General features: G+C 64.2%; 19 protein-coding genes, 1 tRNA gene and 1 pseudogene. 8 read left to right on the top strand and 13 right to left on the bottom strand.

All coding sequences use genetic code 11. From position 1 onward, the window contains the following. Nucleotides 1-370 precede the first annotated feature (370 nt). The 4 genes and pseudogenes from AB4074_RS22260 (at nt 371) to AB4074_RS22245 (ending at nt 4,222) form a co-directional block, all read left to right on the top strand. Nucleotides 371-865, top strand: coding sequence for a hypothetical protein (locus tag AB4074_RS22260; RefSeq protein ID WP_441415332.1), 495 nt, complete (start codon nt 371-373; stop codon nt 863-865). Next, nucleotides 834-1,304 (top strand): annotated as a pseudogene (locus AB4074_RS22255) (GNAT family N-acetyltransferase); the annotation flags it as partial. The gene AB4074_RS22260 and the pseudogene AB4074_RS22255, both read left to right, overlap by 32 nt. A gap of 54 nt (nt 1,305-1,358) precedes the next feature. Further along, the gene (locus AB4074_RS22250) at nt 1,359-2,777 is read left to right on the top strand and encodes an FAD-binding oxidoreductase (protein WP_441415333.1); all 1,419 of its coding nucleotides are present in this window, start codon (nt 1,359-1,361) and stop codon (nt 2,775-2,777) included. A gap of 134 nt (nt 2,778-2,911) precedes the next feature. Next, nucleotides 2,912-4,222, top strand: coding sequence for an MFS transporter (locus AB4074_RS22245; protein ID WP_441415331.1), 1,311 nt, complete (start codon nt 2,912-2,914; stop codon nt 4,220-4,222). A gap of 54 nt (nt 4,223-4,276) precedes the next feature. Here the strand turns inward: AB4074_RS22245 and AB4074_RS22240 are convergent, their stop codons facing one another. The 6 genes from AB4074_RS22240 to AB4074_RS22215 all read right to left on the bottom strand — a co-directional run bounded on the left by AB4074_RS22240 (nt 4,277) and on the right by AB4074_RS22215 (nt 11,550). Further along, nucleotides 4,277-5,503 (bottom strand): amidohydrolase family protein, encoded by a 1,227-nt coding sequence (locus AB4074_RS22240; protein WP_441415330.1) that lies wholly within the window; start codon nt 5,501-5,503, stop codon nt 4,277-4,279. Nucleotides 5,504-5,527: 24 nt separating this feature from the next. After that, nucleotides 5,528-6,550: an ABC transporter ATP-binding protein gene (locus AB4074_RS22235; RefSeq protein WP_441415329.1), complete on the bottom strand. Its 1,023-nt coding sequence runs from the start codon at nt 6,548-6,550 to the stop codon at nt 5,528-5,530. A gap of 8 nt (nt 6,551-6,558) precedes the next feature. Beyond that, nucleotides 6,559-7,647 (bottom strand): ABC transporter ATP-binding protein, encoded by a 1,089-nt coding sequence (locus tag AB4074_RS22230; protein ID WP_441415328.1) that lies wholly within the window; start codon nt 7,645-7,647, stop codon nt 6,559-6,561. Beyond that, nucleotides 7,644-8,645, bottom strand: a complete 1,002-nt coding sequence (locus AB4074_RS22225; protein WP_441415327.1) for an ABC transporter permease — start codon at nt 8,643-8,645, stop codon at nt 7,644-7,646. Before AB4074_RS22225 ends, AB4074_RS22230 begins: the two co-directional genes overlap by 4 nt. A gap of 95 nt (nt 8,646-8,740) precedes the next feature. Beyond that, nucleotides 8,741-10,465: an ABC transporter substrate-binding protein gene (locus AB4074_RS22220; RefSeq protein ID WP_441415326.1), complete on the bottom strand. Its 1,725-nt coding sequence runs from the start codon at nt 10,463-10,465 to the stop codon at nt 8,741-8,743. A gap of 41 nt (nt 10,466-10,506) precedes the next feature. Next, nucleotides 10,507-11,550, bottom strand: a complete 1,044-nt coding sequence (locus tag AB4074_RS22215; RefSeq protein ID WP_441415325.1) for an ABC transporter permease — start codon at nt 11,548-11,550, stop codon at nt 10,507-10,509. Nucleotides 11,551-11,723: 173 nt separating this feature from the next. Between AB4074_RS22215 and AB4074_RS22210 the strand changes: the two genes are divergently transcribed. Then, on the top strand, nt 11,724-12,395 hold the full coding sequence (locus AB4074_RS22210) for a GntR family transcriptional regulator (RefSeq protein ID WP_441415324.1): 672 nt from the start codon (nt 11,724-11,726) through the stop codon (nt 12,393-12,395). 6 nt (nt 12,396-12,401) lie between these two features. Here AB4074_RS22210 and AB4074_RS22205 read toward each other — a convergent pair whose 3' ends face one another. From AB4074_RS22205 to AB4074_RS22190, 4 genes are all read right to left on the bottom strand, one after another. After that, on the bottom strand, nt 12,402-13,811 hold the full coding sequence (locus AB4074_RS22205; RefSeq protein WP_441415323.1) for a DUF4032 domain-containing protein: 1,410 nt from the start codon (nt 13,809-13,811) through the stop codon (nt 12,402-12,404). 144 nt (nt 13,812-13,955) lie between these two features. Continuing rightward, complete coding sequence (locus tag AB4074_RS22200) at nt 13,956-15,038, bottom strand: ABC transporter ATP-binding protein (RefSeq protein ID WP_234751365.1); 1,083 nt, start codon at nt 15,036-15,038, stop codon at nt 13,956-13,958. A gap of 194 nt (nt 15,039-15,232) precedes the next feature. Next, the gene (otsB, locus tag AB4074_RS22195; protein ID WP_441415322.1) at nt 15,233-16,057 is read right to left on the bottom strand and encodes a trehalose-phosphatase; all 825 of its coding nucleotides are present in this window, start codon (nt 16,055-16,057) and stop codon (nt 15,233-15,235) included. After that, complete coding sequence (locus AB4074_RS22190) at nt 16,047-17,537, bottom strand: alpha,alpha-trehalose-phosphate synthase (UDP-forming) (protein ID WP_441415321.1); 1,491 nt, start codon at nt 17,535-17,537, stop codon at nt 16,047-16,049. The genes otsB and AB4074_RS22190 overlap by 11 nt, the downstream gene beginning before the upstream one ends. A 179-nt stretch (nt 17,538-17,716) precedes the next feature. Between AB4074_RS22190 and AB4074_RS22185 the strand changes: the two genes are divergently transcribed. After that, nucleotides 17,717-18,595 carry a DsbA family protein gene (locus tag AB4074_RS22185; RefSeq protein ID WP_437772465.1) on the top strand — a complete coding sequence of 293 codons (879 nt, stop codon included), beginning with the start codon at nt 17,717-17,719 and terminating at the stop codon, nt 18,593-18,595. Nucleotides 18,596-18,815: 220 nt separating this feature from the next. Continuing rightward, nucleotides 18,816-18,889: transfer RNA gene (locus tag AB4074_RS22180), tRNA-Thr, on the top strand. Between the two features lie 115 nt (nt 18,890-19,004). Here the strand turns inward: AB4074_RS22180 and AB4074_RS22175 are convergent. From AB4074_RS22175 to mobF, 3 genes are all read right to left on the bottom strand, one after another. Further along, entirely contained in the window at nt 19,005-20,198 is a 1,194-nt protein-coding gene (locus tag AB4074_RS22175; protein WP_441415320.1) for a tyrosine-type recombinase/integrase, read from the bottom strand. Nucleotides 20,199-20,224: 26 nt separating this feature from the next. Next, nucleotides 20,225-20,437 (bottom strand): helix-turn-helix domain-containing protein, encoded by a 213-nt coding sequence (locus AB4074_RS22170; protein ID WP_441415319.1) that lies wholly within the window; start codon nt 20,435-20,437, stop codon nt 20,225-20,227. Between the two features lie 122 nt (nt 20,438-20,559). Then, nucleotides 20,560-24,114, bottom strand: coding sequence for a MobF family relaxase (mobF, locus tag AB4074_RS22165; RefSeq protein ID WP_441415318.1), 3,555 nt, complete (start codon nt 24,112-24,114; stop codon nt 20,560-20,562). Nucleotides 24,115-24,556: 442 nt separating this feature from the next. Between mobF and AB4074_RS22160 the strand changes: the two genes are divergently transcribed. Beyond that, a partial coding sequence (locus tag AB4074_RS22160; RefSeq protein WP_441415317.1) for an IS110 family transposase occupies nt 24,557-24,882 on the top strand: 326 nt, incomplete at its 3' end.

Raw genomic sequence — 24,882 nt, 5'->3', positions numbered from 1 at the left:
CACCCGGTTTCCACCAACGCCGGCTCACATATAACGGGGTCGGGGCCAACCCCCGCTCACCCTCGAGCCGGACCGGACCCCAACCCCCACCCGCCCTCAGCAGAAATGAGCCGGCGTCCCGCCGGCACCCGGCATATGTGAGCGAGCGTCCGGCCAGGACCCCCTATATGTGAGCGAGCGTCCGGCCAGGACCCCCTATATGTGAGCGAGCGTCCCGCCAGGACCCGGTATACGTGAGCGAGCGTCCGGTCGGAACCGGTTATATGTGAGCGGGCGTCCGGCCGGAACCGGTTATATGTGAGCGGGCGTTTGCGGGGGAGCGCTTCGGGCCCGAAGTCGCGGGTGTCGCTGGGCGGTAAAGTTGGTGTACATGGAGAGCCTCTTTAGTCACCTCGCGCCGGACTCCGAACCCCAGCCGGAGCAATCCGGTGAGCTGGACCCGGTAGTGTGCACCGTCGTCGTGCCTTCGCCGGTGGCGCATGCTTTCATGGGCTTCACTGATCACCCGCATCTTTGGTGGCCGATGGAGGACCACAGCGTCTACGGGGCGGGTTCGCACGTTGAGTTCGAGGAGAATTTGATCCTGGAGACTGCTGATGACGGACGTACCTCGATATGGGGGACGATCGACGATTGGCAGCCGCCGTTGTCCTTCCATGCGAGCTGGTATCCGGGGCGTACCGCGATGTGGTCTACGGAACTTCGAGTGGCCTTCCGGGCCGTTGACGGAGGTACTGAAGTTCGCCTGGTGCACGACGGCTGGGAAGGCGCCGAACACCCAGCGCAGACTCGTGCAGACTACGCCGCTGACTGGCCTGGAGTTCTTGATCGCTATGTCCGGTTCATGGGCGGCGGCAGTGAATAGAATCCGTCGGCTGCAAGCGGCTGACTGGCGGTTGCTTCGCGACGTCCGGTTGGAGATGCTGTCGGACACCCCGATGGCCTACGTCGAGAGCCTCGCGGCCGCTCGGCGCCAGACTGACACTCAATGGCAAGAGCGCGCAGCCACGATGTCGAGCGACTCGAGTATCACCCTTGTGGCGGATGACGGTACTGACGGTAGCCGGATCAGTGGACTCATGCGCGTGGTCGTCAAACAGCCGCAGGATCCTTCCCAGGCTCTTCAAGCCATGTTGATCAGTGTCTACGTTGCACCTGAACACAGGGGCTTGGGACTGGCTGACCAGTTGCTTGATGAAGCTTGCGCAGTAGCAGGCGCCGAGCTTGGAGCCGGCGTGATAGAACTGGGGGTCCACGAGGATAACGCCCGCGCGAAGGCGTTCTATGAGCGGCATGGATTTGAATACACCGGTGCAAGCCGGCCGTATCCGCAGGACAAAGCGAGGTTGGAGATCGTCATGGCCCGACGGATTCCGCACTCTGGGCAGATCCAGCAGAGCAAAGGCCCTCACGAGTTCATCGATGAGCTAGCGGCCGCCCTTGCTCCAGGGCAAATCGCCGTCGACGAAGACACACGCACGAGCTATGCGGCAGACCTGGGACCAGTCTTGGACTTGCAGCTGCCCCTGGCTGTGGTGTTCGCCGAATCCGTTGAAGACGTGCAGCATGTGGTGCGCGGTTGCGCCAAGCACGGGGTTCCGATTGTTGCCCGCGGCGCCGGCACCGGGGTTTCCGGCGGCGCCCACGCCAGCCAGGGGTGCATCGTACTCAGCCTGGAACGCATGAACCGCATCCTGCAGCTCAACGCGGATGATGAGACCGCCGTCGTCGAACCCGGCGTGGTGAACGCTGACCTGAACGCCGCCGCGGGTGAACACGGCCTGATGTACGCGCCGGATCCCGCGAGCTACAAAATGTCCACGATCGGCGGCAATGTGGCCACGAACGCCGGTGGCTTGCGTTGTGCCAAATATGGCGTGACCAGGGACTCTGTGCTGGCGCTCGACGTCGTCATGGCCGACGGCTCGCTGATCCACACAGGGCACCAGACCTTCAAAGGTGTGGCCGGATACGATCTCACGGCGCTGTTTGTGGGCTCGGAGGGGACCCTCGGGATCGTGGTGGGCGTGACGGTGCGCCTGCGCTACCTGCCCCGCGAGGTACAGACGGTGGCGGCCTTCTATCCGGACTTCCGCGGTGCCGCGGCCGGCGTCCTGGCTGTCGGAAGGGCACGAGTCCAGCCTGCCATCATGGAAATGCTCGACGCCGGAACGCTGGCCCAGCTCGACGAACTGTACGGCTCGGACCTCGGAGAACGTGGACAGTCGCTGCTGCTGATCCAGACAGACGGTTTCGGAGCTGCCGTGGAGGCAGCACTGGTGCGGGAAGTGCTCGCTGCCGGCGGCGCCGCGGTGACGGCGGAATCGAATGCGGAAGCCGAGAGACTCATTGAGATGCGGCGGTCGAGTCGGGGCGACGAAGTGGACAATGAATACCGGGTGGGCGAGGACGTCGCCGTTCCGAGGTCACGGCTTGTCGACTACGTGGCCGCGCTCGAGGCCATGGCCGTTACCCACGATGTCCAGCTCAAGGTGGTGGCCCATGCCGGCGACGGCAACCTGCACCCCACCTTCTGGGTGGACCGGGTGGACATGGAAGTGGACGCGGACGCCATGACCCGCCTCAACAAGGCCCTCGACGACTCCATCGATGCCGCGCTGGAGATGGGCGGAACCATCACGGGCGAGCACGGGGTGGGGCAGTACAAGCTCCGCTGGCTCGGCCTTGAGCAGCCCGGGCCCATCCGCGAGTTGCAGCATCGCATCAAGGAGCTATTCGACCCAGCCGGAATCCTCAACCCTGGCAAGGCCATCTAAACTGTTGGTATTCCAAATCGGATCGTCAAGATCTCGCGTCACACATAGCTGCGATTTTCACGCCAGTTTACTTTGATTCGCAATGCCTCTAATCTTATTTGGTATACCAAATTGGGACTCCAGGGAGGCAGTCAATGGGACAAGCACAGCCGCCGCGCCGCGGTACTTCCGCCAAGACCGGTCGGAGGACCGCGTGGGTACTCGTTGCCCTGGCGATTGTCTCCATCAACCTCCGTCCTGCCATTACGACGATCGCCGGCACCATGGGGCAACTGCAGGCAGGGTTCGGACTCGACGCGCATTTGCTGCCGCTGCTTGGAGCCTTGCCTGTACTAGCGTTCGGCGTCTCGGCTCCTTGCGGTCCATGGCTGGCCCGTCGCCTGGGCACCGGCAGGGCCGTTGCGGCGGCACTCCTGACATTGGCCGCCGCGCTGCTTGTCCGCGTGCTCGTGCCCGGACTGTTGCTGCCCGGAACGTTCCTGGCAGGAGCATCCATCATGACTGCCAGCGTGCTGGTGCCACAGATCGTCAAAGCAAACCGCGGTACCGGGTGGTGGACGGGGCTGTGCACCATGGGCTTCGGGCTCGGGGCGGCGCTCGGCGCCGGGCTCGTCCAGCCGCTGCAGCAAGCGTTCGGCGGAAGCCTCGCCTGGGCACTGGCCGTCTGGGCCGTCCCCGCCTTGCTAGGGGCCGCGCTGATCCGCCGCGCCGGTCAAACAGCCCGGCGTCCCGACGGGACCGGCGAGACCGGCGGACCGGCGTCGGGCGCTGTCTTACAGGAGACGACAACGGCGGGCGTCGCCACGCGGGAAACCGGCACCATTCCGCTGCGGAAGCAACGGACGGCCTGGGCCGTGACCGCATTCTTCGGGCTGCAAGCCATGCTGTATTTCGCCGTTACCTCGTGGCTCGCGGTGTTCCTGGTGTCGAAGGGCCAGACGGCGGCCGACGCAGCAGGGCTCCTGGCTTGGTTCAGTGTCGCAGGGCTGCCCGCGAGCCTGCTGGCTCCCGTTCTCGCTGGGCGTCGCGCGGTTCTGAAGGTCATGGCTCCTGGCCTGGGACTGCTCGTCGCGGCGGCTTTGATAGGAGTGTTGACGGCGCCCGTAGCTTTGCAATTCCTCATGGTCGGCCTGTTGGGGATCGTCCAGAGCGCCGGCTTCGGGCTGGGAATGGCGTTGGTGGTCATCCGCTCGGCAGGGCCAGAGAGCGCTGGCAGCCTATCCGCCATGAGCCAGGGCTTGGGCTTCGCGCTGGCCTCCCTGGGGCCGTTGGGGGCGGGATTCCTGCATGAGTGGTCCGGCGGCTGGGACGTTCCCTTCTGGGTCTTGGCCGCGGAAGCGGTGCTGCTCGCGATGGCCGGTTTCCTCGCCGTGCGCGGGCCCGCCGTGTCGGTGGCAGCCGCCGAGATGGAGCACCTTGGCGAGCCCGCCGTCGTCGGGCGCTAAACCCAAATGAAACTGGCCGGTCCCCCAACGAGGGACCGGCCTTTTTGTGCGGAATTAGACGAGTTCGAGCTGCTCTGCCACGACCTTTCCGCGGTGGATGACAGTGCGGTCGGTGCCGCGGTCCATGACGGCGGAGGCGACCGTTTCGCCGTCGAGCAGCAGGAGTTCGGCGGTGTCGCCGACCTCGACGCCGGGGCGGTGTGCCGTGCCCTTCAGCCGGGTGGCGGACGGGTCAAGGATGCTGGCGCCGCCTACCGTGGCGATCGCGAGGCAGTGCTCGATGAGCTCGTCCTTGCGGAAGCCGTGGGTGAAAGCGAGCTGCCAAGTGCGGTCGAGCATGTCGGTGTTGCCGTAGGGGGACCAGTAGTCGCGCTGGCCGTCCTCGCCCAAGCCCATCCGGACGCCGGCTTCGGCGAGCAGCGGGATGGGAAGCTGGCCCGCCACACCGGCGGCGCCCGGCGCCACGGACGCCATGGAGATGTCCAGCTCGGCGAACTCTTCGATGAGGCGGCGCGTGGTGGCCTCGGAGACGCTGCCCAGCTGGTACGCGTGGGACATGGTGACCTTGCCCTGCATCCCCAGGGCGCGGGTGCGCTCGATGACCAGGTCCGTGCTGAAGACGCCGAGCTCGCCGGGCTCGTGGAGGTGGATATCAATGGGGACCTGGTACTTTTCGGCCAGTCCGAAGACGATGTCCAGATGGCGGGCGGGGTCGCGGTCCAGGCTGCAGGGGTCGATGCCGCCCATAACGTTGGCACCGGCCTTGAGTGCCTGGTCCATGAGGGGTACGGTGCCGTCCTCGAGGAGGAGGCCGGCCTGCGGGAACGCGATGATGTCGACGTCGGCCTGGCCTTTGAACTGCTCCTTGGCGGCCATCACGGCATCGAAACGTTCGAGGCGGCAATCGACGTCGATCTGGGCATACGAACGGACACGGGTGGTGCCGCGCGCGATCATCCGGCCGAGGGTGTTGTTGACCCGTTCCTGTAGGGGGACCTCGGCGTTGCGCCAGTTCTGCCGGTCGTTCATCATCATGGTCCACACGCCCGGGCCGCCGGTGTGTTCGCGGAACGGCAGGCCAATGCGGGTGGAGTCCAGGTGCACATGGACGTCCGAGAACGACGGCACGAGGAGGCGGCCGCGGCCCTCGACGACGGCGGTGTTGCCAGGAACCGCTCGCGCCGAAGCATGGGGTTCGACGCCGGTGATCTTGCCGTCCGTAATGAGGACGTCGCTCAATGCTTGTCCCCAGGGGCGGACGGCGCGAATCAGGGTGTTCAATGTATTGCTCCTTTGATGTTGGATCTATTGCACACCAGCGAGAGCTGCAGATTCCAGACCTGCGTGATGGCAGGCCGGGGCAGCCGCGCTGGCTGGTCTCGGGACTTCGCTGATGCAGCGTTGCTGCTGTTCCGCGCCCAGGGTGCCGAACAACGGACACCGGGTGCGGAAGACGCAACCGCTGGGTGGGTTTGCCGGCGAGGGCAGATCTCCCCGCAGCCGGATCTTTTCCTGCTGGCGGGCTGCCCGGGGATCCGGCAAGGGCACGGCGGACAGGAGAGCTTGCGTGTAGGGATGCCGGGGATTCCGGAACAGTTCCTCCCGGGCTCCTTGTTCCACGATCTTGCCGAGGTACATCACTGCCACTTCATGCGAAATATGGCGGACCACGGAAAGATCGTGCGCGATGAAGATGTATGCCACTCCGGTGTCCCGCTGGATCTCCTGCAGCAAGTTGACCACCTGCGCCTGCACCGAGACATCGAGGGCGGATACGGGCTCGTCGCACACAATCACGGAGGGGTTCAGCGAAATAGCCCGCGCGATTCCCACGCGCTGGCGCTGTCCGCCGGAGAACTCGTGCGGGAAACGGTTGTAGTGCTCGGGCTTGAGGCCCACTTGTTCGAGGAGTTCCTTGACCCGGTTCTTGAGGCCGCTGGCCGGGTTGATCTTTTGCGCCAGCATTGGCGCCGCGATGGTCGTGCCCACGGTTTGACGTGGATTGAGCGAGGCGAAGGGATCTTGGAAGATCATTTGTACTTTGCGGCGGAAGGTGTACAGATCGCGGCCGCCCAGCTGGCTGATGTCCGCGCCGTCGATCAGGATCCTCCCGCCGGTTGGATCCATGAGCCGCGCGACCATGCGTCCGGTGGTCGACTTTCCGCAGCCCGACTCACCCACGAGCCCCAAAGTCTGGCCGCGCGCGAGACTGAAGGAGACGCCGTCGACCGCTTTGACGGTTTTTGATCCCGTGGGGGAGAAGAGTCCACCCTTGATGGGGAAATGCTTCTGGAGGTTCTCCACCTGGAGAATTGCCTGCGTGTCCATGACGGGTCCTAACGCGTATTCCGAATGGTGACGATCTGGGGGCCGCTCAGGTGGCAGCGCTTGCGGTGGCCGTCTTCGACCACGAGCTCCGGCCGCTGGCTCGCGCATACGCCTTCGCCGGCGAGGTCTGCGTATTCGCACCGGGCGCTGAAAATGCAACCTTTCGGGAGGTCAAGGAGCGACGGCGGCTGGCCCGGAATGGGGTTGAGCCTGCCCGAGGAACTGCTCAGCGTGGGCATCGATTTGAGCAGGCCCAAGGTGTAGGGGTGCTGTGTGTCGTAGAAGATCTCGTCCACGGGGCCCGATTCGACGCATTGCCCGCCGTACATGACCAGCACGGAATCGCAGACTTCGGCCACCACGCCAAGATCGTGGGTGATGAGGATGAGGGCCGAGTTGGTCTCCTCCTGGAGCCCTGACATGAGGTCCAGGATCTGCGCCTGCACGGTGACGTCCAGGGCAGTGGTGGGTTCGTCCGCGATGAGCAGTTCCGGCTCGCAGATGAGGGCCATGGCGATCATGGCGCGTTGGCGCATGCCCCCGGAGAAGTGGTGCGGGTATTCGTCGTAGCGCTGCTCGGGGCTGGGAATGCCCACCCTTCCGAGCATGTCGACGGCGGCTGTGCGGGCCTGCTTCTTACTCGCCTTGTTGTGGACGAGGTAGGCCTCGGCGATCTGATGACCCACGGTGTAGAAGGGATGCAGGGCCGAGAGCGGATCCTGGAAGATCATCCCGATGTTCCGGCCGCGAAGCTGCCGCATGCCGGATTCGGGCAGTGTGACAAGGTCCTTGCCTTGGAACAACGCCTGGCCGGTGACTCTGGCGGAGGTTCCCTTGAGGAGTCCCATGAGCGCCTGGCTGGTGACCGACTTGCCGGACCCTGATTCCCCGACGATGCCGAGGGTCTGCCCGCGCTCCAAGGAGAAATCCATCCCGTTGACCGCCGAGACAAGGCCGTCGTCGGTGGGGAACTTCACCGAAAGCTTGCGGACGTCCAGGAACGCGCCGGGTCCGGCGGCCTGATGCGCGGTTCGCGTGGCGCCATGCGCGGTTTGCGTGGCGGGCTGACCGGCCGGGCTGGGTTGGAGCTGGGTCATTGGAGCCTCACTCGGGGGTCGATGGCAGCGTAGGCGAGGTCGACGACGACATTCGCGACGATGACGAAGAAAGCGGCCAGCATGGTGATGGCCATGGTGACGGGGAGGTCGCCGGAAATGGCGGCCCTGACGGCCGTGAAACCGAGTCCAGGGACGGAGAAGATTTGCTCGGTGAGGACCGCTCCGCCGAGGAGGAGCCCGATGTCCATGCCAAGCATGGTCACGACGGGAGTGATGCCCGCCCGGACGCCGTGTTTGAACGTCACTGTTCGGGGCGCCAGGCCCTTGGCACGGGCCGTGCGGATGAAGTCCTCGCTGAAGGTCTCGATCATGTTGGTCCGGGTGACGCGGATGTATGCCGCGCTGAAAAGCACCGCGAGGGCGACCCAGGGCAGGAGGTAGTTGAGCACCCAGGCCCCCGGGCCTTGCGGACTGATGGGGCTGTTGATCTCGTTCGTTGTGAAGGGCAGGAGGTGCAATTGGTTGACGAATACCAGCAACAGGAACAAACCGGTGACGGGGATAGGCAGCGAGACACCAACGGACGCTGCGCCGACGATGAATTTGTCCGTGGCTGATCCCTTGCGAAGGGCTGCGAGCAAACCGAGCCCGACGCCGGATACGGTCCAGAGCACGAGGGCGCCGACCGCCATGGAGAGCGTGTAGGGCAAAGAGCGGGCGATGATGTCCGAGACGTTTTCATTGGTTTGGAACGATTTGCCGAGGCATGGCCAGTGGCAGATCGATTCCGCTCCGGGAGCGCCGATCATCCGCGGCGAGACCAGACCGCGCATGTAGTCGATGTACTGGATCAGGAAAGGGTGGTCCATGCCAAGGGCCACGCGGGCTTCCGCGATGCGTTCGGGAGTGCACTCCTGGCCGCAAGCGGCGGACGCAGGATCGGCAGGTCCGAGCTGGAATAGCGTGAAGGTGATGAAGCTGACGGCGACGAGAAGCAGGATCAGGGAGCCTGTCCGGCGAAAGATGAATCTGATCATTGTGCTGGTTGCGGGCCGCCCGGTGGTGGCCGGGCGGCCCGCGTCCCTTCTGGGCTAGCCTGATTGGAGTGAATAGGCCTAAATGGGTGGATTAGTTAGTGCTCGACGCCGACGATCGAGAGGTCGATGCCGCCGAAGAAGTAGCCCACTTGGGCGTTGCGGATATTGGAGCCCACCACACTGTTGGTGTGGCTGCGGACGAGCGGGATGATCGGGTAGGTCTTCAGGGCGTTGCCGAACTCCTCGGACCATTTCTTGCCGAGTTCTTCCGAGGTCCCGGAAGTGTTCCGGAGCTCGAACATGGCCTTCGAGATCTGCGGATCGAAGTAGCGCGAAGTGTTGGAGAAGCCGTAGCTGGTGCCGTCGTTGTTCGGCCCGAGGATGGGGTCGGCTGACGTACGCACGGACGCGGGGTCGGCGCCGCCGCACCAGCCTGAGCGTGCAATGTCCGGCAGCTGGTCACTGGCCAGCACGGAGTAGTAGTTCGGGGCCGGGATCGGCACGAGCTGGACGTCGATGCCCAGGGCCTTGAGGTTCTGCTGGATCACGGTGCCCGTGTTCTTGTAGGCGTCGCGGTTGTTGGCGTACCCGTAGGTGAGGGTCTTGGGGTAGTTCTTGCCTTCGAGGAGCTTCTTGGCTTCCTCGAGTTTGGGCTTGCCGGTGGGGTCGATCTCCAGGTCCTGGGCTACGTAGCCGCGCATCTTGGCGTTGAGCGGGGTCTGGGTGAGTTCTCCGAAGCGACGTCCGCCGTACTGGACCAGGATGGACTGGCGGTCCAGGGCCAGAGCGATTGCCTTGCGGACATCGGGATCGGAGATCTTCTCGGTGTTGAGGCTGAGGACGTCGTTGCAGCCGAGCAGTCCCGAAGCAACACGGTCTTTGACCTGGGCGTCAGCAAGCTTGGCGGAATCCGAGGTCTGCAGTGCGCCGTTGGAGTCCAAGGTGAGGGCATTGGGGTCGGAGTTGGCCAGCAGCTGCTGGCTGATGGTGGCCTGCGAGGTGGAGAGCGAGAAACTGAAGGTGTCCGGAAGCGCCGTGCGGTTGGGGTCGGTGGACGGATCCCAGTTCGGGTTACGGACCAGTTTGAGCGACTTTCCGCGGCTGTACGAAGCAACCATGTACGGGCCCGAAGACACCGGGTGGTTGGTGTAGTCCAGCTTGGTGTCCTTGTCCTTCGGGACAGGCGAGGTGTTGGAACGGGAGGCCAAAGCCGGGAACTCGGCGAACGGCTTCTTCAAGTGGAAAACGATGGTGCGTTCGTCGGGCGTTTCAACGGCCTTGAGGTCAGCGGAAGGATCCTTGTACGGCCCTTTGTAGCCGCCGGCGTCGAGCGCTGCGTTGAGCTCCTGCGGGGCCTGGGTGTACACGTCTTGGGCGAAGGTGCGTTCGATCCCATACTTGACGTCGGCGGAAGTGATGGGGCGGCCGTCTTCGAACTTGACGCCCTTCTGGAGCGTGAAAGTCCAGGTGAGTCCGTCTTTGGACACCTGACCGGTGTCCGTGGCGAGGTCCGGAACGATGGTGGGCGGCTGGCCCGCCGTCTCCTTCGCCATGGTGAGGTTCCTGTAGTACAGCTGGCCGACGTTGGCCGTCTGGACGTAGTTGCTGTTCCCCGGATCCAGGGTTTGGAAGTCCGAGGACATCAGGACGTTGATATTGCCGCCCTTGGTGGTGAAACCGGGCTTCACCACTTCGGGAGCCTGCTCGGTGCTCGAAGCGCCGGAGGCGGCAGTTCCGGGCTGGTTCTGTCCCGCCGCGCAGCCTGTGGCAGCGGTGGCGATCAGCACGGCAAGGGCCAGCGCTCTGGTGGGGGTATTCATTGTGCTCCTCATAGGGGTGGGTGGAACGGATATGAAGGGGATTAGTGGCGTGATGCCTTGGGATCCAGCGCATCACGCACGGCGTCGCCGAGCAGGTTGAACGCCAGGACGGTGACGATGAGCATGGCGCCAGGAACTGCCAGGAACCAGGGATCGCTGAGGTACCAGTTGCCGGATTGGGCGGCGTTGAGCATCTGGCCCCACGACGGCGTGGGGTCCTTGACGCCGACGCCGAGGAAGGACAACGCGGCTTCCGCGGAGATGTTCGTGGGGATGAGCATGGTGGCGTAGACCAACACGACGCCCATGACGTTGGGAATGATCTGGCGGAACAAGACGCTCAAGTGCGAGGCGCCGAAAGACCGCGCAGCCTCGACGAACTCGCGCTCGCGGAGGCTCAGCACCTGGCCCCGGACGATGCGGGCGAGGTATGCCCAGCCGAAGAAGCCCAGGATGATCACGAGCGAAGCCATCGGGAGGAAGCTGCCTTGGCCGAGCGGGGTGTCCCGCAGCCGTGACTGCAGGATGGGTGTCAGCGAAAGGACCAACAGGAGGTGCGGGAAGGCGAGGAAGAGATCCATGATCCGGCTGATGATGGCGTCCGTTTTGCCGCCGAAGTAGCCCGCGGCTGCACCGATCACGGTTCCCAGGACCACCGAGACCGCAGTGGACAGCAGGGCAATGGTGAGGGATACCTGGCCACCGTAGGCGAGGCGTGCAAACAGGTCACGGCCTAGTCCGGGTTCCACGCCCAGCCAATGGGTGGCCGAGGGGTACATGTATCCGGGGAGCGGCAATCCGGGCGTCTGGAGGTCGTCCAGGACGTCGGGGCTCGTGTTGGAGGTGAAGGGATCGTTGCCGGACATGGCACTGAGCAGCGGGCCGAGGATCGCGAACAACATGATGGCCACAACCACGCAGAGGCTCAACAAGGCAATCTTGCTCCGGCGGATCCGCAACCAGGCCGTGGCCAGGAGCGACCGCGCCTCGGCGGTGGATCTCTTCGGGGACGTACTGGGGGATGGACTCGCAGCAGTTGGTTCGACGGTGGACTGTAGCTGGGTCAACGGGGGTGCTCGATTCATGATCCAAGGAGTAAGCTCCGGACTTTTTGTATACCAAAAATAGACTAGGGCACGTTGAGTGGGATGTAAATCACAAATATTGCACTATCTGGAATACCAAACAGCTCTGTTTCCGCCCGTGTATGCTCGGGTGGAATGCAAGACGATGGGGAAGGGAAGGGTGGCCGAAGCCGATGCCCGAAACGTTGACTGGCCGCGACGACGAAGCCCTGGCCGAACAGGTCTACCAGCTTGTTCTTGAGGGAATCGTGGCGGGGAGATACGAGCAGGGCGCGCGGCTGCGCGAACGGGAGCTCTCCGAGCTCTACGACGTTTCGCGAATCCCCGTGCGGGAAGCCATTCAACGCCTTGAGCAGGACGGCTTCGTGGAAACCTTCCCCCGCCGGGGCGCCGTGGTGCGCCAATTGACGCTCACCGACGTCAACGAACTCTTCGACGTGCGGCTCTGCCTGGAGACGTTCGCGGCCCGCATGGCGGCCGTCCGCGTCGCGGCGGGCGACCCGGGCGGTCGCCTGCAGGAACTCCTCGACGACACGAGGCAAGCGATCGACGACGACCGGACCGACGACGTCGTACGCCTCAGTGCGGCCTTCCACGCCGAAATCGTCCGGCTGTCCGGCAACCGGCTGCTCATCGAATCGGTCAAGCCGTTATTTGGACGCATGCGCTGGATCTTCGGGCTCGCCCACAACCGCAGCAACGAGCTCCAGCGCGACGAGCACATGGAACTGTGCAACGCCATCCTCGGCGGCAAGGCCGATCTCGCCTACACGCTGGCCTACTCCCACATCGAGCTCGGGCGTGAACCCGTGCTTAGGGGACTCGCGGAGACGCTGGAGCCCTAAAACTCGCTAGTCGTCCGAATCCGGGTATTCGTCCTCGTCGTACCGGGATTCCTCGGTTTCGGCTTCCAGGATCTTGAGCAGCGCCGTGTCCGGATTGAGCATGATGGCAGCCTCGTCACGCCGGTGGCGCAGAACGGTATCCAGGTAAGACTGCACGGCTTCAGCCAAGGGGATGTGGCTGTCCTGCTTCTGGCTCATGTACCAGCGGTGTTCGAGGACTTCGTGGACCACTTCCGCCGGCTCAAGCTTGCCGGCGAGGTCGCGTGGGATGGACCGGACGATGGGCTCGAAGATCTGGCTGACCCAGGTATGGGCACTGATTTCTTCATCCATGTCCGGGTTGTTGTCCGCCCGGAATGAATCCATGTCATTGAGCAGCCGGCGGGCCTGGTTCTCCTGGGCATCCAGGCCGGTGAGGCGGAGCAGTCGCCGCTGGTGGTGGCCGGCGTCCACGACCTTGGGCTGAAGCTGGATGGTGGAGCCGTCCGCGGTGGTCTTGATGGCGTATTCCTCGACGTCGAAGCCGAGTTCGTTGAGGCGGCGGATGCGCGCTCCCACGCGCCAGCGTTCGCCGAGCTCGAAGGATTCCTTTTCGGTGAGTTCGGTCCAAAGCCTGCGGTACGAGTCCATGATGAGCTCCGACGTCGCCACCGGGTCCACCTTCTCCTCGATCAGGCCGCCTTCGAGCAGGTCCATGAGTTCCCCGGCGATGTTGACGCGGGCGATCTCGAGATCGTACTCACGCTGGCCCACCGACAGATCGGGGTACAGCTCACCGGTTTCGGCGTCCACGAGGTACGCGGCGAACGCGCCGGCGTCGCGGCGGAACAAGGTGTTGGACAAGGAAACGTCGCCCCAATAGAAGCCGATAAGGTGCAGGCGCACCAGCAGCAGCGCTTGGGCGTCGATAAGCCTTGTCAGGGTGTCCCGGCGCAGCATCTGCGAAAAGAGTGCGCGGTACGGCATGGAGAACTTGAGGTGCCGGGTGACCAGCACGGGGTTCAGCGGCCTGCCGTCAACAGTGGTGCGGCCGGTGATGACCGCAACCGGCTCGACGCAAGGCACATCCATCCGTGCCAGCTTGCGGAGCATGTGGTACTCGTGCCGGGCAACGTGCTCGGACGTTTCCTTGATGGCGATGACGGAGCCGGCCAGGTGCGCGAAACGCACGATATGCCGGGAAATGCCGCGGGGCAGGGCGGCCAGGTTCGCGGCAGGCCAGTCTTCGAGCGCGATGTGCCAGGGCAGGTCCAGGAGCTCGGGATCCGCCGCCGCGGCGGTGATGTTGAGCGATCCGATGACGCTTGCCGGCGGCGCCGCATCATTTGCGCTCGCAGCCTCGGTGCGCGGGAGTTTGCCGATCTGCGCGTAGTCGGTGGGTTCGTCATGCCACTTGGCACCGCTTTGCTCGGTCATGGGGTCAATTCTTCCGTATGGAGGCTGCTGTTAACGACGACGGCGGCCCGTCCACTCGGAAGGGCCGCCGTCGGTTCGATATTAGGGCCCACGCCGGCAGGGTTCCCTGGCCGAAGCGGAGCGAGGTTAGGGGGCTGGTGGGGACTAGTCGCCCAGGCGCAGGCCCGACTTGGTGTCGAACAAGTGCACGTGGCCCGACTGCGGACGAACGAAGATGGACTCGCCCTTCATCGGGGGGCGGCGGCCGTCGACGCGTGCCACGATGTCGTGACTCTTGCCGTCAAGTGTGGTGTGGCCGTAGACGTAGGCGTCGGCGCCGAGCTCTTCGACGACGTCAACCTCAACTTCGAGGCCTTCGCCGGCACCAACGGTCTCGAGGTCTTCCGGGCGGGAACCGAGCGTGACGGTCTTGCCGTGTGCCTCTTCGAGGACATCGTGCGGTACCGGGTAAACGGTGCCACCGAACTGGACGCCGCCGTCGACGACGGGCAGTTCGAGCAGGTTCATGGCGGGGGAGCCGATGAAGCCGGCAACGAAGACGTTCTTCGGGCGGTCGTACAGGTTGCGCGGGGTGTCTACCTGCTGCAGCAGCCCGTCCTTGAGAACGGCAACGCGGTCACCCATGGTCATGGCCTCGACCTGGTCGTGGGTCACGTAGACCGTGGTAACACCGAGGCGGCGGGTCAGGGATGCGATCTGCGTACGGGTCTGGACACGGAGCTTGGCGTCCAGGTTGGAAAGGGGCTCATCCATGAGGAAGACCTGCGGGTTACGGACGATTGCGCGGCCCATGGCAACGCGCTGACGCTGGCCACCGGAGAGCGCCTTCGGCTTGCGGTCCAGGTAAAGCTCGAGGTCAAGAAGCTTGGCTGCTTCGCGGACACGCTCGGCGCGCTCTTCCTTGGAGACGCCAGCGATCTTGAGTGCGAAGCCCATGTTGTCCGCGACCGTCATGTGCGGGTACAGAGCGTAGTTCTGGAAGACCATCGCGATGTCGCGGTCCTTCGGCGGGACGTCCGTGACGTCGCGGTCACCGATCAGAATGCGGCCGGAGTTCACATCCTCGAGGCCTGCGAGCATGCGCAGGGAGGTGGACTTACCGCAACCGGAGGGTCCAACGAGGACCAGGAATTCGCCATCGGCGATGTCGATGTTGAGCTTATCGACGGCGGGCTTATCTGTGCCCGGGTACAGACGCGTAGCGTTATCAAAAGTAACTGTTGCCACAGTTATCAATCCCTTCACCGGCAGGTACGTGCCGGACGATCCGTTGTGAATGGTTCATGTTTATTCAGTTGGACTCCCCGCCCTGGGCTGGGCCCGGGCAAGGGAGACTGAGTGACGCCGCACGGTTGTTGTGCGCCACATCACAACCAAGAGTATGGCAGCACCTCGGGTTATTCGCCTAAATGTTACGAACGTCACATGTGAGATGAGTCTCCCGAGACTTCGCGGCGACGTTCGCGAAGGACCGCCTCCAGGAGTTCGGCGACGTGGACAGGGGCTTCGACGCGGAACTCGGCCTGGGTGAAATCCAGTCCGACTTTCACCCCGACGTCGCCGGGGCCAAGCCTGCCGATCGCGTCCTCGTCCGTCACGTCGTCGCCGGCAAAAAGGATCCCGGTGGCGGAGGTGGCCTGGCGCAGGAACTCGACTGCCTCGCCTTTGGAGGAGTGAACTACGGAGGCCTCAAGGACCCGCTTGCCGTTCTTGAGGAAGACCCCCGGTCGGCCTTCAAGCACCGTCCGCGCGGCCGCGACGGCGTCCTCCGCCACGTCATCGGCGGCTCGCCGGGTGTGGAGTACGACGCCGGCTGGCTTGTCCTCGAGGACGGTCCCCGGAGCTTCCTGCGAGATTCCGGCCAGGACCTCGCGGACTTCGGCGAGGAGACCCCTTTGCGCGTCGTCGAGCCGGAGTTCCGCCGAGCCGGGGCCCATCCAGGCCTCTGCGCCGTGACTGCCTATCAGCAGCGTGGCCTCGGGAGGCGAGGCGACCGCCCGCAGGCTGGCCAGTGCCCGCCCGGAGATGAGGGCCGTCGTCGTCCTCGGTAGTTTGGCGAGTTCAGCGAAAGCGGCGGCTGAGCGTTGTAGCGGGCGCGCGGCGTCGGCGTGGTCCACGATCGGGGAGATAGTGCCGTCAAAGTCCATGGCCACCAAGAGGTGGTCGGTTCGCGCGATCCTGCGGACGGCGTCGAGCAGTTCGGGCGTCAGGCTCGGCGGGGGAGTGGCTGCTGTCTCAGGAGTCATCGCGCACCACGGTTTCTGCCAGGGCCGAGAGGAATTCGGCTGACCAATGATCGACGTCGTGGTCGAGGATCTGCTTGCGCATGGACTTCATCCGGCGGCGTGATTCGTTCGGGGGCAGGTGCACGGCCCTCATGATGGTGTTTTTGAGACCGTCGATGTCGTGCGGGTTCATGAGGAGTGCTTGCTTGAGTTGATCGGCCGCGCCAGTGAATTCACTGAGAACCAAGGCGCCCGTGTTGTTGGTCCGGGCTGTGACATATTCTTTGGCCACAAGGTTCATACCGTCGCGCAATGCCGTCACCAGCATGACGTCGGCCGCGAGATACAGTGCCACCATTTCCTCGATCGGGTAGCTGTGGTGGAGGTAGCGAACGGCGGTGTTCTGCATCGTGTCGTAGCTGCCGTTGATGTGGCCCACGGTGCCTTCAATTTCTTCACGCAGGAGTCTGTACTGCCGCACGCGCTCGCGGCTGGGGCTCGCCACCTGGATCAGTGTGGCGTCCTCCACGGTGAGCCGTCCTTCCTTGAGGAGTTCCTCAAAGGCCTTCAAACGATGGGGGATGCCCTTGGTGTAGTCGAGGCGGTCCACGCCCAAGAGGATGGTTTTGGGGTTGCCGAGGTCCTGGCGGATCTGCCGGGCACGATCGATGATGTCCGGGCGCTCAGCGAGTTCGCTGATCTGATCCACGGCGATGGAGATCGGGAAGGCCTGTGCGCGGGCAATATGGGTGATCCGGCCATCGGTTCCTTTGACGTGGATCTGTTGCTGTTTGACGCTTGCGCCAATGAAGCGGCGTGCCGAGCGCATGAAGTTTGCCGCGTCACTAGGGCGCTGGAAACCCACCAGGTCAGCGCCGAGCAGGCCTTCGATGATGGCCTGGCGCCACGGTAATTGGGCGAAGATCTCCGGAGGCGGGAACGGGATGTGGTTGAAGAACCCGATGCGCAGGTCCGGGCGCGCCTGGCGGAGCATACGTGGCACGAGCTGGAGCTGGTAGTCCTGTACCCACACAGTGGCTCCGTGGTCCGCGTGCTGGATGACCGCGTCGGCGAACCGCCGGTTGACCCGACGGTAGCTTTCCCACCATGTTCGGTGGAACTCCGGCGGGGCAATGACGTCGTGGTAGAGCGGCCAGAGGGTGGCGTTGGAGAAGCCTTCGTAATAGAGCTCAACATCGTCCGTGCTGAGGTCCACGGGAATCAGGTCCATGCCGCCGTGGCTGAAGGGTTCCAACGCTTCGTCCGGGGCGCCGTGCCAGCCCACCCACGCGCCGTCGGTCTTGGTCATCATCGGCGCAAGGGCAGTCACTAGCCCGCCGGGGGAGCGGCGCCAACCTTCCTCGCTGTTTTCCCCGTCATCGCTAGGGTAACGGTCAACCGGAAGGCGGTTGGAGACCACCATGAAATCGTGTTTCCGGGTCGGTGGAGCCTGTTTGCCTTCGGGTGCGCTGTCGATTTTTTCGCTTGCCGTTTCTTGCATTGCTGCCCCCTGGGGTTGCTTGTGACTCATCTCCCACCCTACCGGCGGGAATCATCAACGACACTTGCTCGTTCCTCAGACTGGAGTCGAAGACCCCAGCAAAGCTGCCGGTCTTCTCCCGTAAACTGGCCCCGTTGCCATTGCTACAACCAACGCCGTCGATCAATCACGAGGAACTGATGAGCCCCGCAAACGAACCACGCCTGTCCAAGGCAGAGCGCACCGCCCAGGCCCGCGAAAAGGCCCGCGAGATCCGCGAAGCTCAGCTGAAGAAGGACAAGCGCAACAAGTTGCTCATCGGATGGGGCATTGTGGTCGCCGTCGTGGCGATCCTCGCGGTCATTGCCCTCGTGGTCACCCAGAACATTGCGAACAATGCCCCGATCGCCGATCAGGGCCCGACGCCGGCCAACGCCAACGTGCACGGCGGCGTGACGCTGCTGAAGGGCACCGATGTGACGAAGGTGGCCGCCGGCACCGTTAGCCTCGCGTCGCTTCCGTCGGCCCCGGCCACCGCGCCCGCCACCGTGACCGCTCCCGGCGCCGAGGCTGAAGCTGGCAAACCGGTCAAGGTTGTGGCCTACATCGACTTCATCTGCCCCATCTGCAAGAACTTCGAGACCACGTACAGCCAGCAGCTGACCCAGTTGCGCAACGACGGCAAGATCACCCTGGAGTACCGTCCGTTCGGCTTCTTGGACGCCAGCTCCAGCACCAACTACTCTTCGCGCGCCGCCAACGCCGCAGCATGTGTGGCGAACACGTCACCTGACAAGTACTCGGCACTCGTGGACCTGTTGTACGCACAGCAGCCCGCCGAGGGCAGTGCGGGCATTTCGGACAACGACCTCAAGAAGTTGGCCACCCAAGCCGGATCGGCCAACATCGACTCCTGCATCGACAACAAGACGTACCGGCCGTTCGTCAAGGTGGTCACTCAGGAGGCCAAGAATATCGGGATCTCCGGCACGCCCACGGTCTTCATTGACGGCCAGCAATGGGACAACAAGGCGGACTTCATGACCGTCCTGAATGCAGCTGTCGCAGCAAAGAAGTAGTTATCGAGGCTTAGGCCTCCCGTCCGCTGGCCGGTGCCGGGTGCCGGCCCTCGCGGAATTTCCGTGGGCGGGAGGTCTTGGGCTACCCTTATCTAGCGCTCGCGCGCACCAGCCCCGGCTTGCCGCGGCATTCGTCCCGGTCCGCCGGGCAACCAGCTCCGGCTTGCCGGGGCATTCGTCCCGGTCCGCCGGGGCAGCCAGCTCCGGCGTGCCGGGGCGTGCCTCCTTAGCTCAGTTGGCCAGAGCACCGCTCTTGTAAAGCGGGGGTCGTCGGTTCGAATCCGACAGGGGGCTCTTAATAGGTCGCTGACCTGCGGGTTTGTTCCGGCAGGACGAGCAAAAGTGCTCATTCCAACCGTGACTCACTATAAACTCACTAGATTCAGCTTCGAACTGAGTCCGCGCGAGGCTACACGCCCATGCCCGAGGGCTTTGGTGGGTCGGGGTTGAAGGCGTTGAGTGCGCCGCGGGTGTCCAGGGCTTCTTTGTATTCCTCGACGTAGTGTTTCTGCGTCATCGAAACCTTGGAGTGGCCTGCTTGGTATGCCGCTGCTTCGACTCCCATCGTCCGGGCGATGATGGTGGCGTTTGCCTTGCGGAAGGTCTTGAGCGTCACCCAGGGGTAGCCGATGGCGTCAGCCGCTTTCCGCCACGTTTTGCCGACGTTGTTCGGGTCGCAGACCGTACCGGTGGTGGACGGGAAGACGAGGTTGAGCGGATTTGTTGTGGGGTCCTGACGACTCGGCCGTTCACGAAGCCTGTCCACGAGGAAATCGGGAACCGTGACATGGCGGATGCCATGTTGTGACTTGGGATGGTCTTGAATCCTCACGCCGCCGGTGGATGTCCGGATGACTGTTGCGTTGATGAAGACGGTCGGAGGAGTGGCGTCGAGCTCGATGTCTTCCCATCGAAGCGCAAAGAGTTCGCCTGCCCGGAGGCCTGTGAAAATGAGGAAATCGGCGATTTCATGGAGTTCTCGTGTCCGCGTACGGCCGAGTGCAGGCTCGTTTTCCCAGGCAATGAGCTTGGACCGCAAATCCAGGAATTGTTCGGGGGCCAACCCCTGGGGCTTGGCCGAGGGTGTGCGAGGGATGGATATCCCGAGGACCGGGTTGGTCGTGACGGCGTCGTGCCGGCGGGCGATCTTGAACATCCAGGAGAGCACGGCCCCGCAGGTCCGGGCCGTGGCCGGTCCGGCATTGTCCACGACGCCCCGAATGAAGTAGTCGATAACCCCGGAGGTCGCTTCGCCGATCCTGATGGACCCAAGAGCGGGCGCGATGTACTTCTTGACGGTGAATGAGTACTTGTCCTTGGTCCGTGATGCTTTGTCGGAGCGGTCCAGTTCCAGGAGGTAGAGGTCCGCGAGCTGGCTGATCTTGTCGGTGGACGCGATCAGGCCCTTGCGCGGGGTGCTGCGTTTCTGGAGTCTTATTTGCAGGTTCCGTCGGGCGCCCGCGGCTGATGGTCCGCGGGCCTCTACCTGCCGCAGCTTGCCGTCCATGTCGCGGAAATTGGTTCGGGCGCGCCACGTCTTTGCTGTTGCCCGCTCGGTTCGTATTGTCCCCCACGTCCCAAGCGGCAGAGGGTATCGGCTCATTGGTCCTGCGCCAGGCCTCGTGCCGTCTATGACTCCGCGTGAAGCGACAGCCAAGCAACAAAATCGGCGTGGCTGATTCGAAGGTGTCGGCCGATACGGTACGCCGGTGGTCCGACGTGCTTTGCCCGCCATTGGTAGAAGGTCTGTTCGGGGATCTGAAGCCGTGCGCAGATCTCTTTCGGAGTTAGCCAATGTTCGTCAACTTCGACGGGTTGGTTGCGTTTTGGCGTCGTTGTCATTGGAGTCTCCGTCTTCATCCACGGTTCTGTTCGCCTGACGCGCGGCCAGGCTGTGTTCCTACTTCATGGGAGACAAAGGTACAGACGGCATGACCGTGCGGACGAGCACAGCAATCTTGATGTCAGAGCTGCCAACCGACAGTAAGAGGGCTGGTTTGTCGGGAAATCGAATCTTCCAGCCACGGGCCCGGGGGCTGTTGCGGCCCGTGGCGGGGCGCAGCCTGGTTGATGAGGTCCTGAATGCTGTCATGTTGCGATTTCCGTTCCCATTCATGGTCTGCTGGCGTGGGTCCCAGTGGGAGGGGTGAGTCGTTGATACCCCATCTGTCCCTGTAGATGGCTATCCTGCCGAGCAAGCGGGCTGTGTCTTCCGTGATCGTGTTCTGCGGGAGCGTTTCGAGGAGGTTTCGCTTCCATTCGGTGTCCCGCGTGAGTGCGGCTTTGGTGACGATGAGCGCCCTGCGTTTGGTCCGTTGGGTTACTTGTTTGATCATCTCGGCGAGGTCGGGCCGATCGGTGTGGACTGTTTCGGGGATGATGGCACGATCCACCGCGGGCATGCCGGATGCGAAGTTGAGGAGCCGGGTGTGGATGATGGCGGCGACGTCTTTCGCGCCCGCGCTCGTTTCCAGGGCGGCTCCGATGGTCCGTTGAGCGCCTGGTCGGCTGATTGCGGTGGCTCGGTGCCAGGCTGCCACGGTGGCGCCCCATGACGGTGACTGCTGAAACTCGTCAACTTTTGCTGGGGCGTGAACCTGCAGGAACCGTGTCAGGTCCTTGGCGGCTGCGATCTGGGCCAGGTAGTCGTGCTCGGCGCTGAGCCGTTCGAGAGTGTCGGCACTCGACTGTTCGGCCTCGCGGACTTCGTGGGCGGTTCGTTCGGCACCTTCAGCAGCCAGCACTTCTCCGAGGATCTCTCGCCATTGCGGTTGCAAGGATGGATCCAGCGGCTCCTCGTCGCCGGGGTTGTTTTCGCTGACGTAGGCGTGGTTGCCCCCGCGGCCGCGGGTCATGCTGACATACAGTAGTTCGCGGGTCAGCCGGCCTTGCGTGATGACGGTGTGCCCGGTATCGGTGGTGATCCCTTGGGAGCGGTGGGCCGTTGTCGCGTATCCGAGCTCGAGAGCGGACTGAACATAGTCGCGCTGCAGGGTGAGTGTAGCCCCGGTGTCCCTGCGGACAGCCGAGAGGGAGCCGTCGCGCCGCCCAACACGTACGACGTCGAGCAGGGTGCCGTTGCGGATGAAGTCGCCGTTGCTATCGGTGATGGTGCGGTCGTTGCGGCGTGCGATGACCGTGTCCCCGCGCCCGGCCCGTTGTCCGTTGCTGAGGGGAGCCCTGTGTTCGGCGTCCACGGTTCCTTGGATGACCCGGTCTGCCTGCGCGCGTTCGTTGAGGATGGCGACCGTGTCGTTGTCGGCGGCAATGAGGATGGAGGATTTTCCGGCGTCGATGTCGTGCTGCCAGGCGAGGTAGGCCTGGTCGACCATGTCGAGGTACGCGCCATGCCTTATTCGCTGGTGCTCGTCGTATTCGGCCACAGCAGCGACGTCGCCGTCCCGGAGCTTCAGCGATGCATTTCGTTCCCAAACGTGGTGGAAGCGCCGGATGGTGCTGAGGCGGGTGGTTTTGCCTTGGCGATCCAGCCAGCCGAGTACGCCGCCGGCGTCGATGGCATCAAGCTGGGCCGGGTCGCCGACGAGGAGGACTTTGGCGCCGGCGTCCCGGGCTTGGTGCACGAGGGCGGCTAGTTGGAGGGTGGGGACCATGGAGGCTTCGTCGATGATGACGAGATGGTTCGGGTGGAACCGCCACCGGTTCTGCTCCGCCGCCAAGCGGGTGGCTTCCTGCGCCAGCTGGGTATTCGACGCGCCGGCGTTGTTCAGGCGTTGTTCGACGGCGAAGAATCGTGCGGCGCGGCGGCCTGCCCCGGCGCCGGCGGATTCGTGGAGCCATTTCGCGACGTTCTCCGTGGCCATGGACAGTTCCCGGCCTAGAACGTCTGCGGACGCGGCGGCGGGTGCGAGGCCGAGGACGCTTCCGGTCCCGTTTTCGGCTTCCCATGCAGCTTTCACGGCGCCGAGGGTGGTGGTTTTGCCGGTGCCGGCCGGGCCGACGACGGCATCGAGCCTGTTGCCGCTCAGCAAGACCTTGGCCGCGGCGGCGCGCTGGTCAGCGTACAGGACGAAACGGCCGTGGTGCTTGTATCCGGTGAGTTGCTTCATGGCGAGGGCCGGGCGGATGGCCGGGCCGCCGTCGTCGTTCCTTGCGCCCATGACTGCCTCCTCGGCGGCGAGGGTCCTGGTGTCGGTGTAAAGACGGGTCCCGTGGAAGTCGAAGACGCTCCGGACGCCGTGGCGCAGATCGGTTTGCGCGTCCGCTGGGACACTGTACCGGTACTCATTCAGGGGGACCGACTGGGTCTCCGCGGCGGTGGCGACGGCATCGATCATCGCGCTGCGGTCCTCTGGTGTGTGGCAGCGGATCGCGGCGCAGACCCGTTCGGCTTCGGCGAGCAGGTTCCACCGGTTCCAGGTGGCGCGTTTGGCCGCGACCCGCTCCCGGGTGAGAGTCCCGACGGCGTCGATCCAGTCTTGGGTGAAATCGGAGCTACGGAAGGGTTCGGTCCGTGAACGATGCATGGTGGAGGCGAGGACCTGTGCGGGGTTGAAGGCTTGCGCGGCGGCGCGGGCCCGCCACCGGGCCGAGAGTTCATGCAGCGGTGCGATGGTCTCCGGTTTCGGGGTTCGGGTGGAGAGGGTTGCCTGCTGGCGGAGTTTCACGGTCTGGGTTGCGGTGGGGCCGGCGCCGTGGGTGGTTTCCCATCCCTTTACGAGGCGGTCCGTTTCGAGGTCGATCAGTCGGGAGCGGTGAGAGAATTCGAAGATCAGTGCCTCGTCGATGCCTGTGAGCTGGGCTGCGGGGTTGTGCGTGCTGGTTGAGGGGGTGCGGATGACGGTATCGGTGCCAAGGCCGTTCTTGAGGGCGTCGAAGAGCAGCCCGTTATAGTGCTCACTCGCCGCAACGGCCGCCTTGTAGAGGGTGCGGGAGTCCAGGGTGGCCCAGGCGCCGTCGGTGATCCGTTGGACCCTGTTGGCGATCACGACGTGGGTGTGCAGTTGCGGATCCCCGGCGCGTGATTCCCAGTGGTCAAAGGCGGCAGCGACCGCGCCCCGGGTTCCGAGGTGTGCGACGCCGTTGCGCCCTGCACGGGTGTGAATGACGAGATCCTCGAGCCAGGCCATGGTCGCGTCGATGGCGTCGTGGTGGAGTCGGAGAATCCGGTCCTGCTGGTGTCGTGGACTGAGCGCCCAAAGGACGGACACCGATTTCGGGACACTGAACGTGAGGTCAAACCCGACCACGGCGTGGCGGGTTGAGGGCTGTCCCTGGTTGCTTTGGACGAGGGTGGGCTGGCCGTGGGCCCGGCCGAGGGGAACGCCGGTGTCCGGGTGGGTGGCCGTATCGAAGACGGCCCTGGCATCGGCTTCGGTGACCGCGTCTCCGGCTTCCCTGCCGATCCCGGCCAGCCCGGCCCCAATCCAGCGCCCCTGAGGTGTGCCCGTGTTCATGTAGTACGTTGTTGCATCGCGCGGTGAGGGGGACCGGTCGTCCATCATCGTGGTCTTGAACAGGTACCTCAGGCCCGACTGCGCCGACAGCCGGGCGATGGACATGGTCATCGTCCTGGATTGGTGGCTCGGGGCTCGCCTGGTTTCCAGCCGTGATTGGCGCAGCGGGTTTCGCAGAATCGCTGCGAAACCCGAATCGCTTCGACGCCACCGCACCCGCCATAGATCTTCCCGCGCACGTTCGTTCATTGGCATTTAACAACGCCGCTACATGACGTGCCGCGAGTCCGCTTTCACAGCTATAGGCGTGAGTCCGGCCTTGGGTGCCAGAGGTGTAAACAAATGGGGAAGTTCCTTCCGTGTGCAGGAGGGTGAGAATTGTGGGTGCCGCTTGGCGACGTCGACGCACACTGGTGCGGGGTGAGCCCGTAGAGGTGTATGACGCGGGGTCCGTGGGTGTGCCGGATTGTTGCGGTAAAGCACGTGGGTCTGTGTCCTGATCAGAGGATCCTCCAAGCGGCGTCAATATCGATACTCGCTTCAAAGGATGGGTGATTCTGATGGACGTGATGTTCGGGCGCGTCGCCGGGTTGGACATCGGCAAGAAGTCGGTGACCGTGTGCGTGCGCACCCCGGGGCCGGGCGGTGGGCGTCACGGCAGACGCGCACTTTCCGGACCATGACGCGGTCGCTAGAGCTGATGAGGGACCTACTGGTCGGGCGGGGCGTGACGCTGGCGGCAATGGAGTCGACCAGCACCTACTGGAAACCTGTGTTCTACGCCTTGGAAGAGCGGATGGAGTGCTGGCTGCTCAACGCTGCCCACATGAAGGCCGTCCCGGGCCGCAAAACGGACGTCAAAGACGCTGAGTG

It is taken from the genome of Arthrobacter sp. 2MCAF14 (assembly GCF_052115645.1).
Lineage (GTDB): Bacteria > Actinomycetota > Actinomycetes > Actinomycetales > Micrococcaceae > Arthrobacter.
The sequence above is the reverse complement of the archived record's forward strand: the minus strand, read 5'-3'. Positions and strand labels throughout refer to the sequence as shown.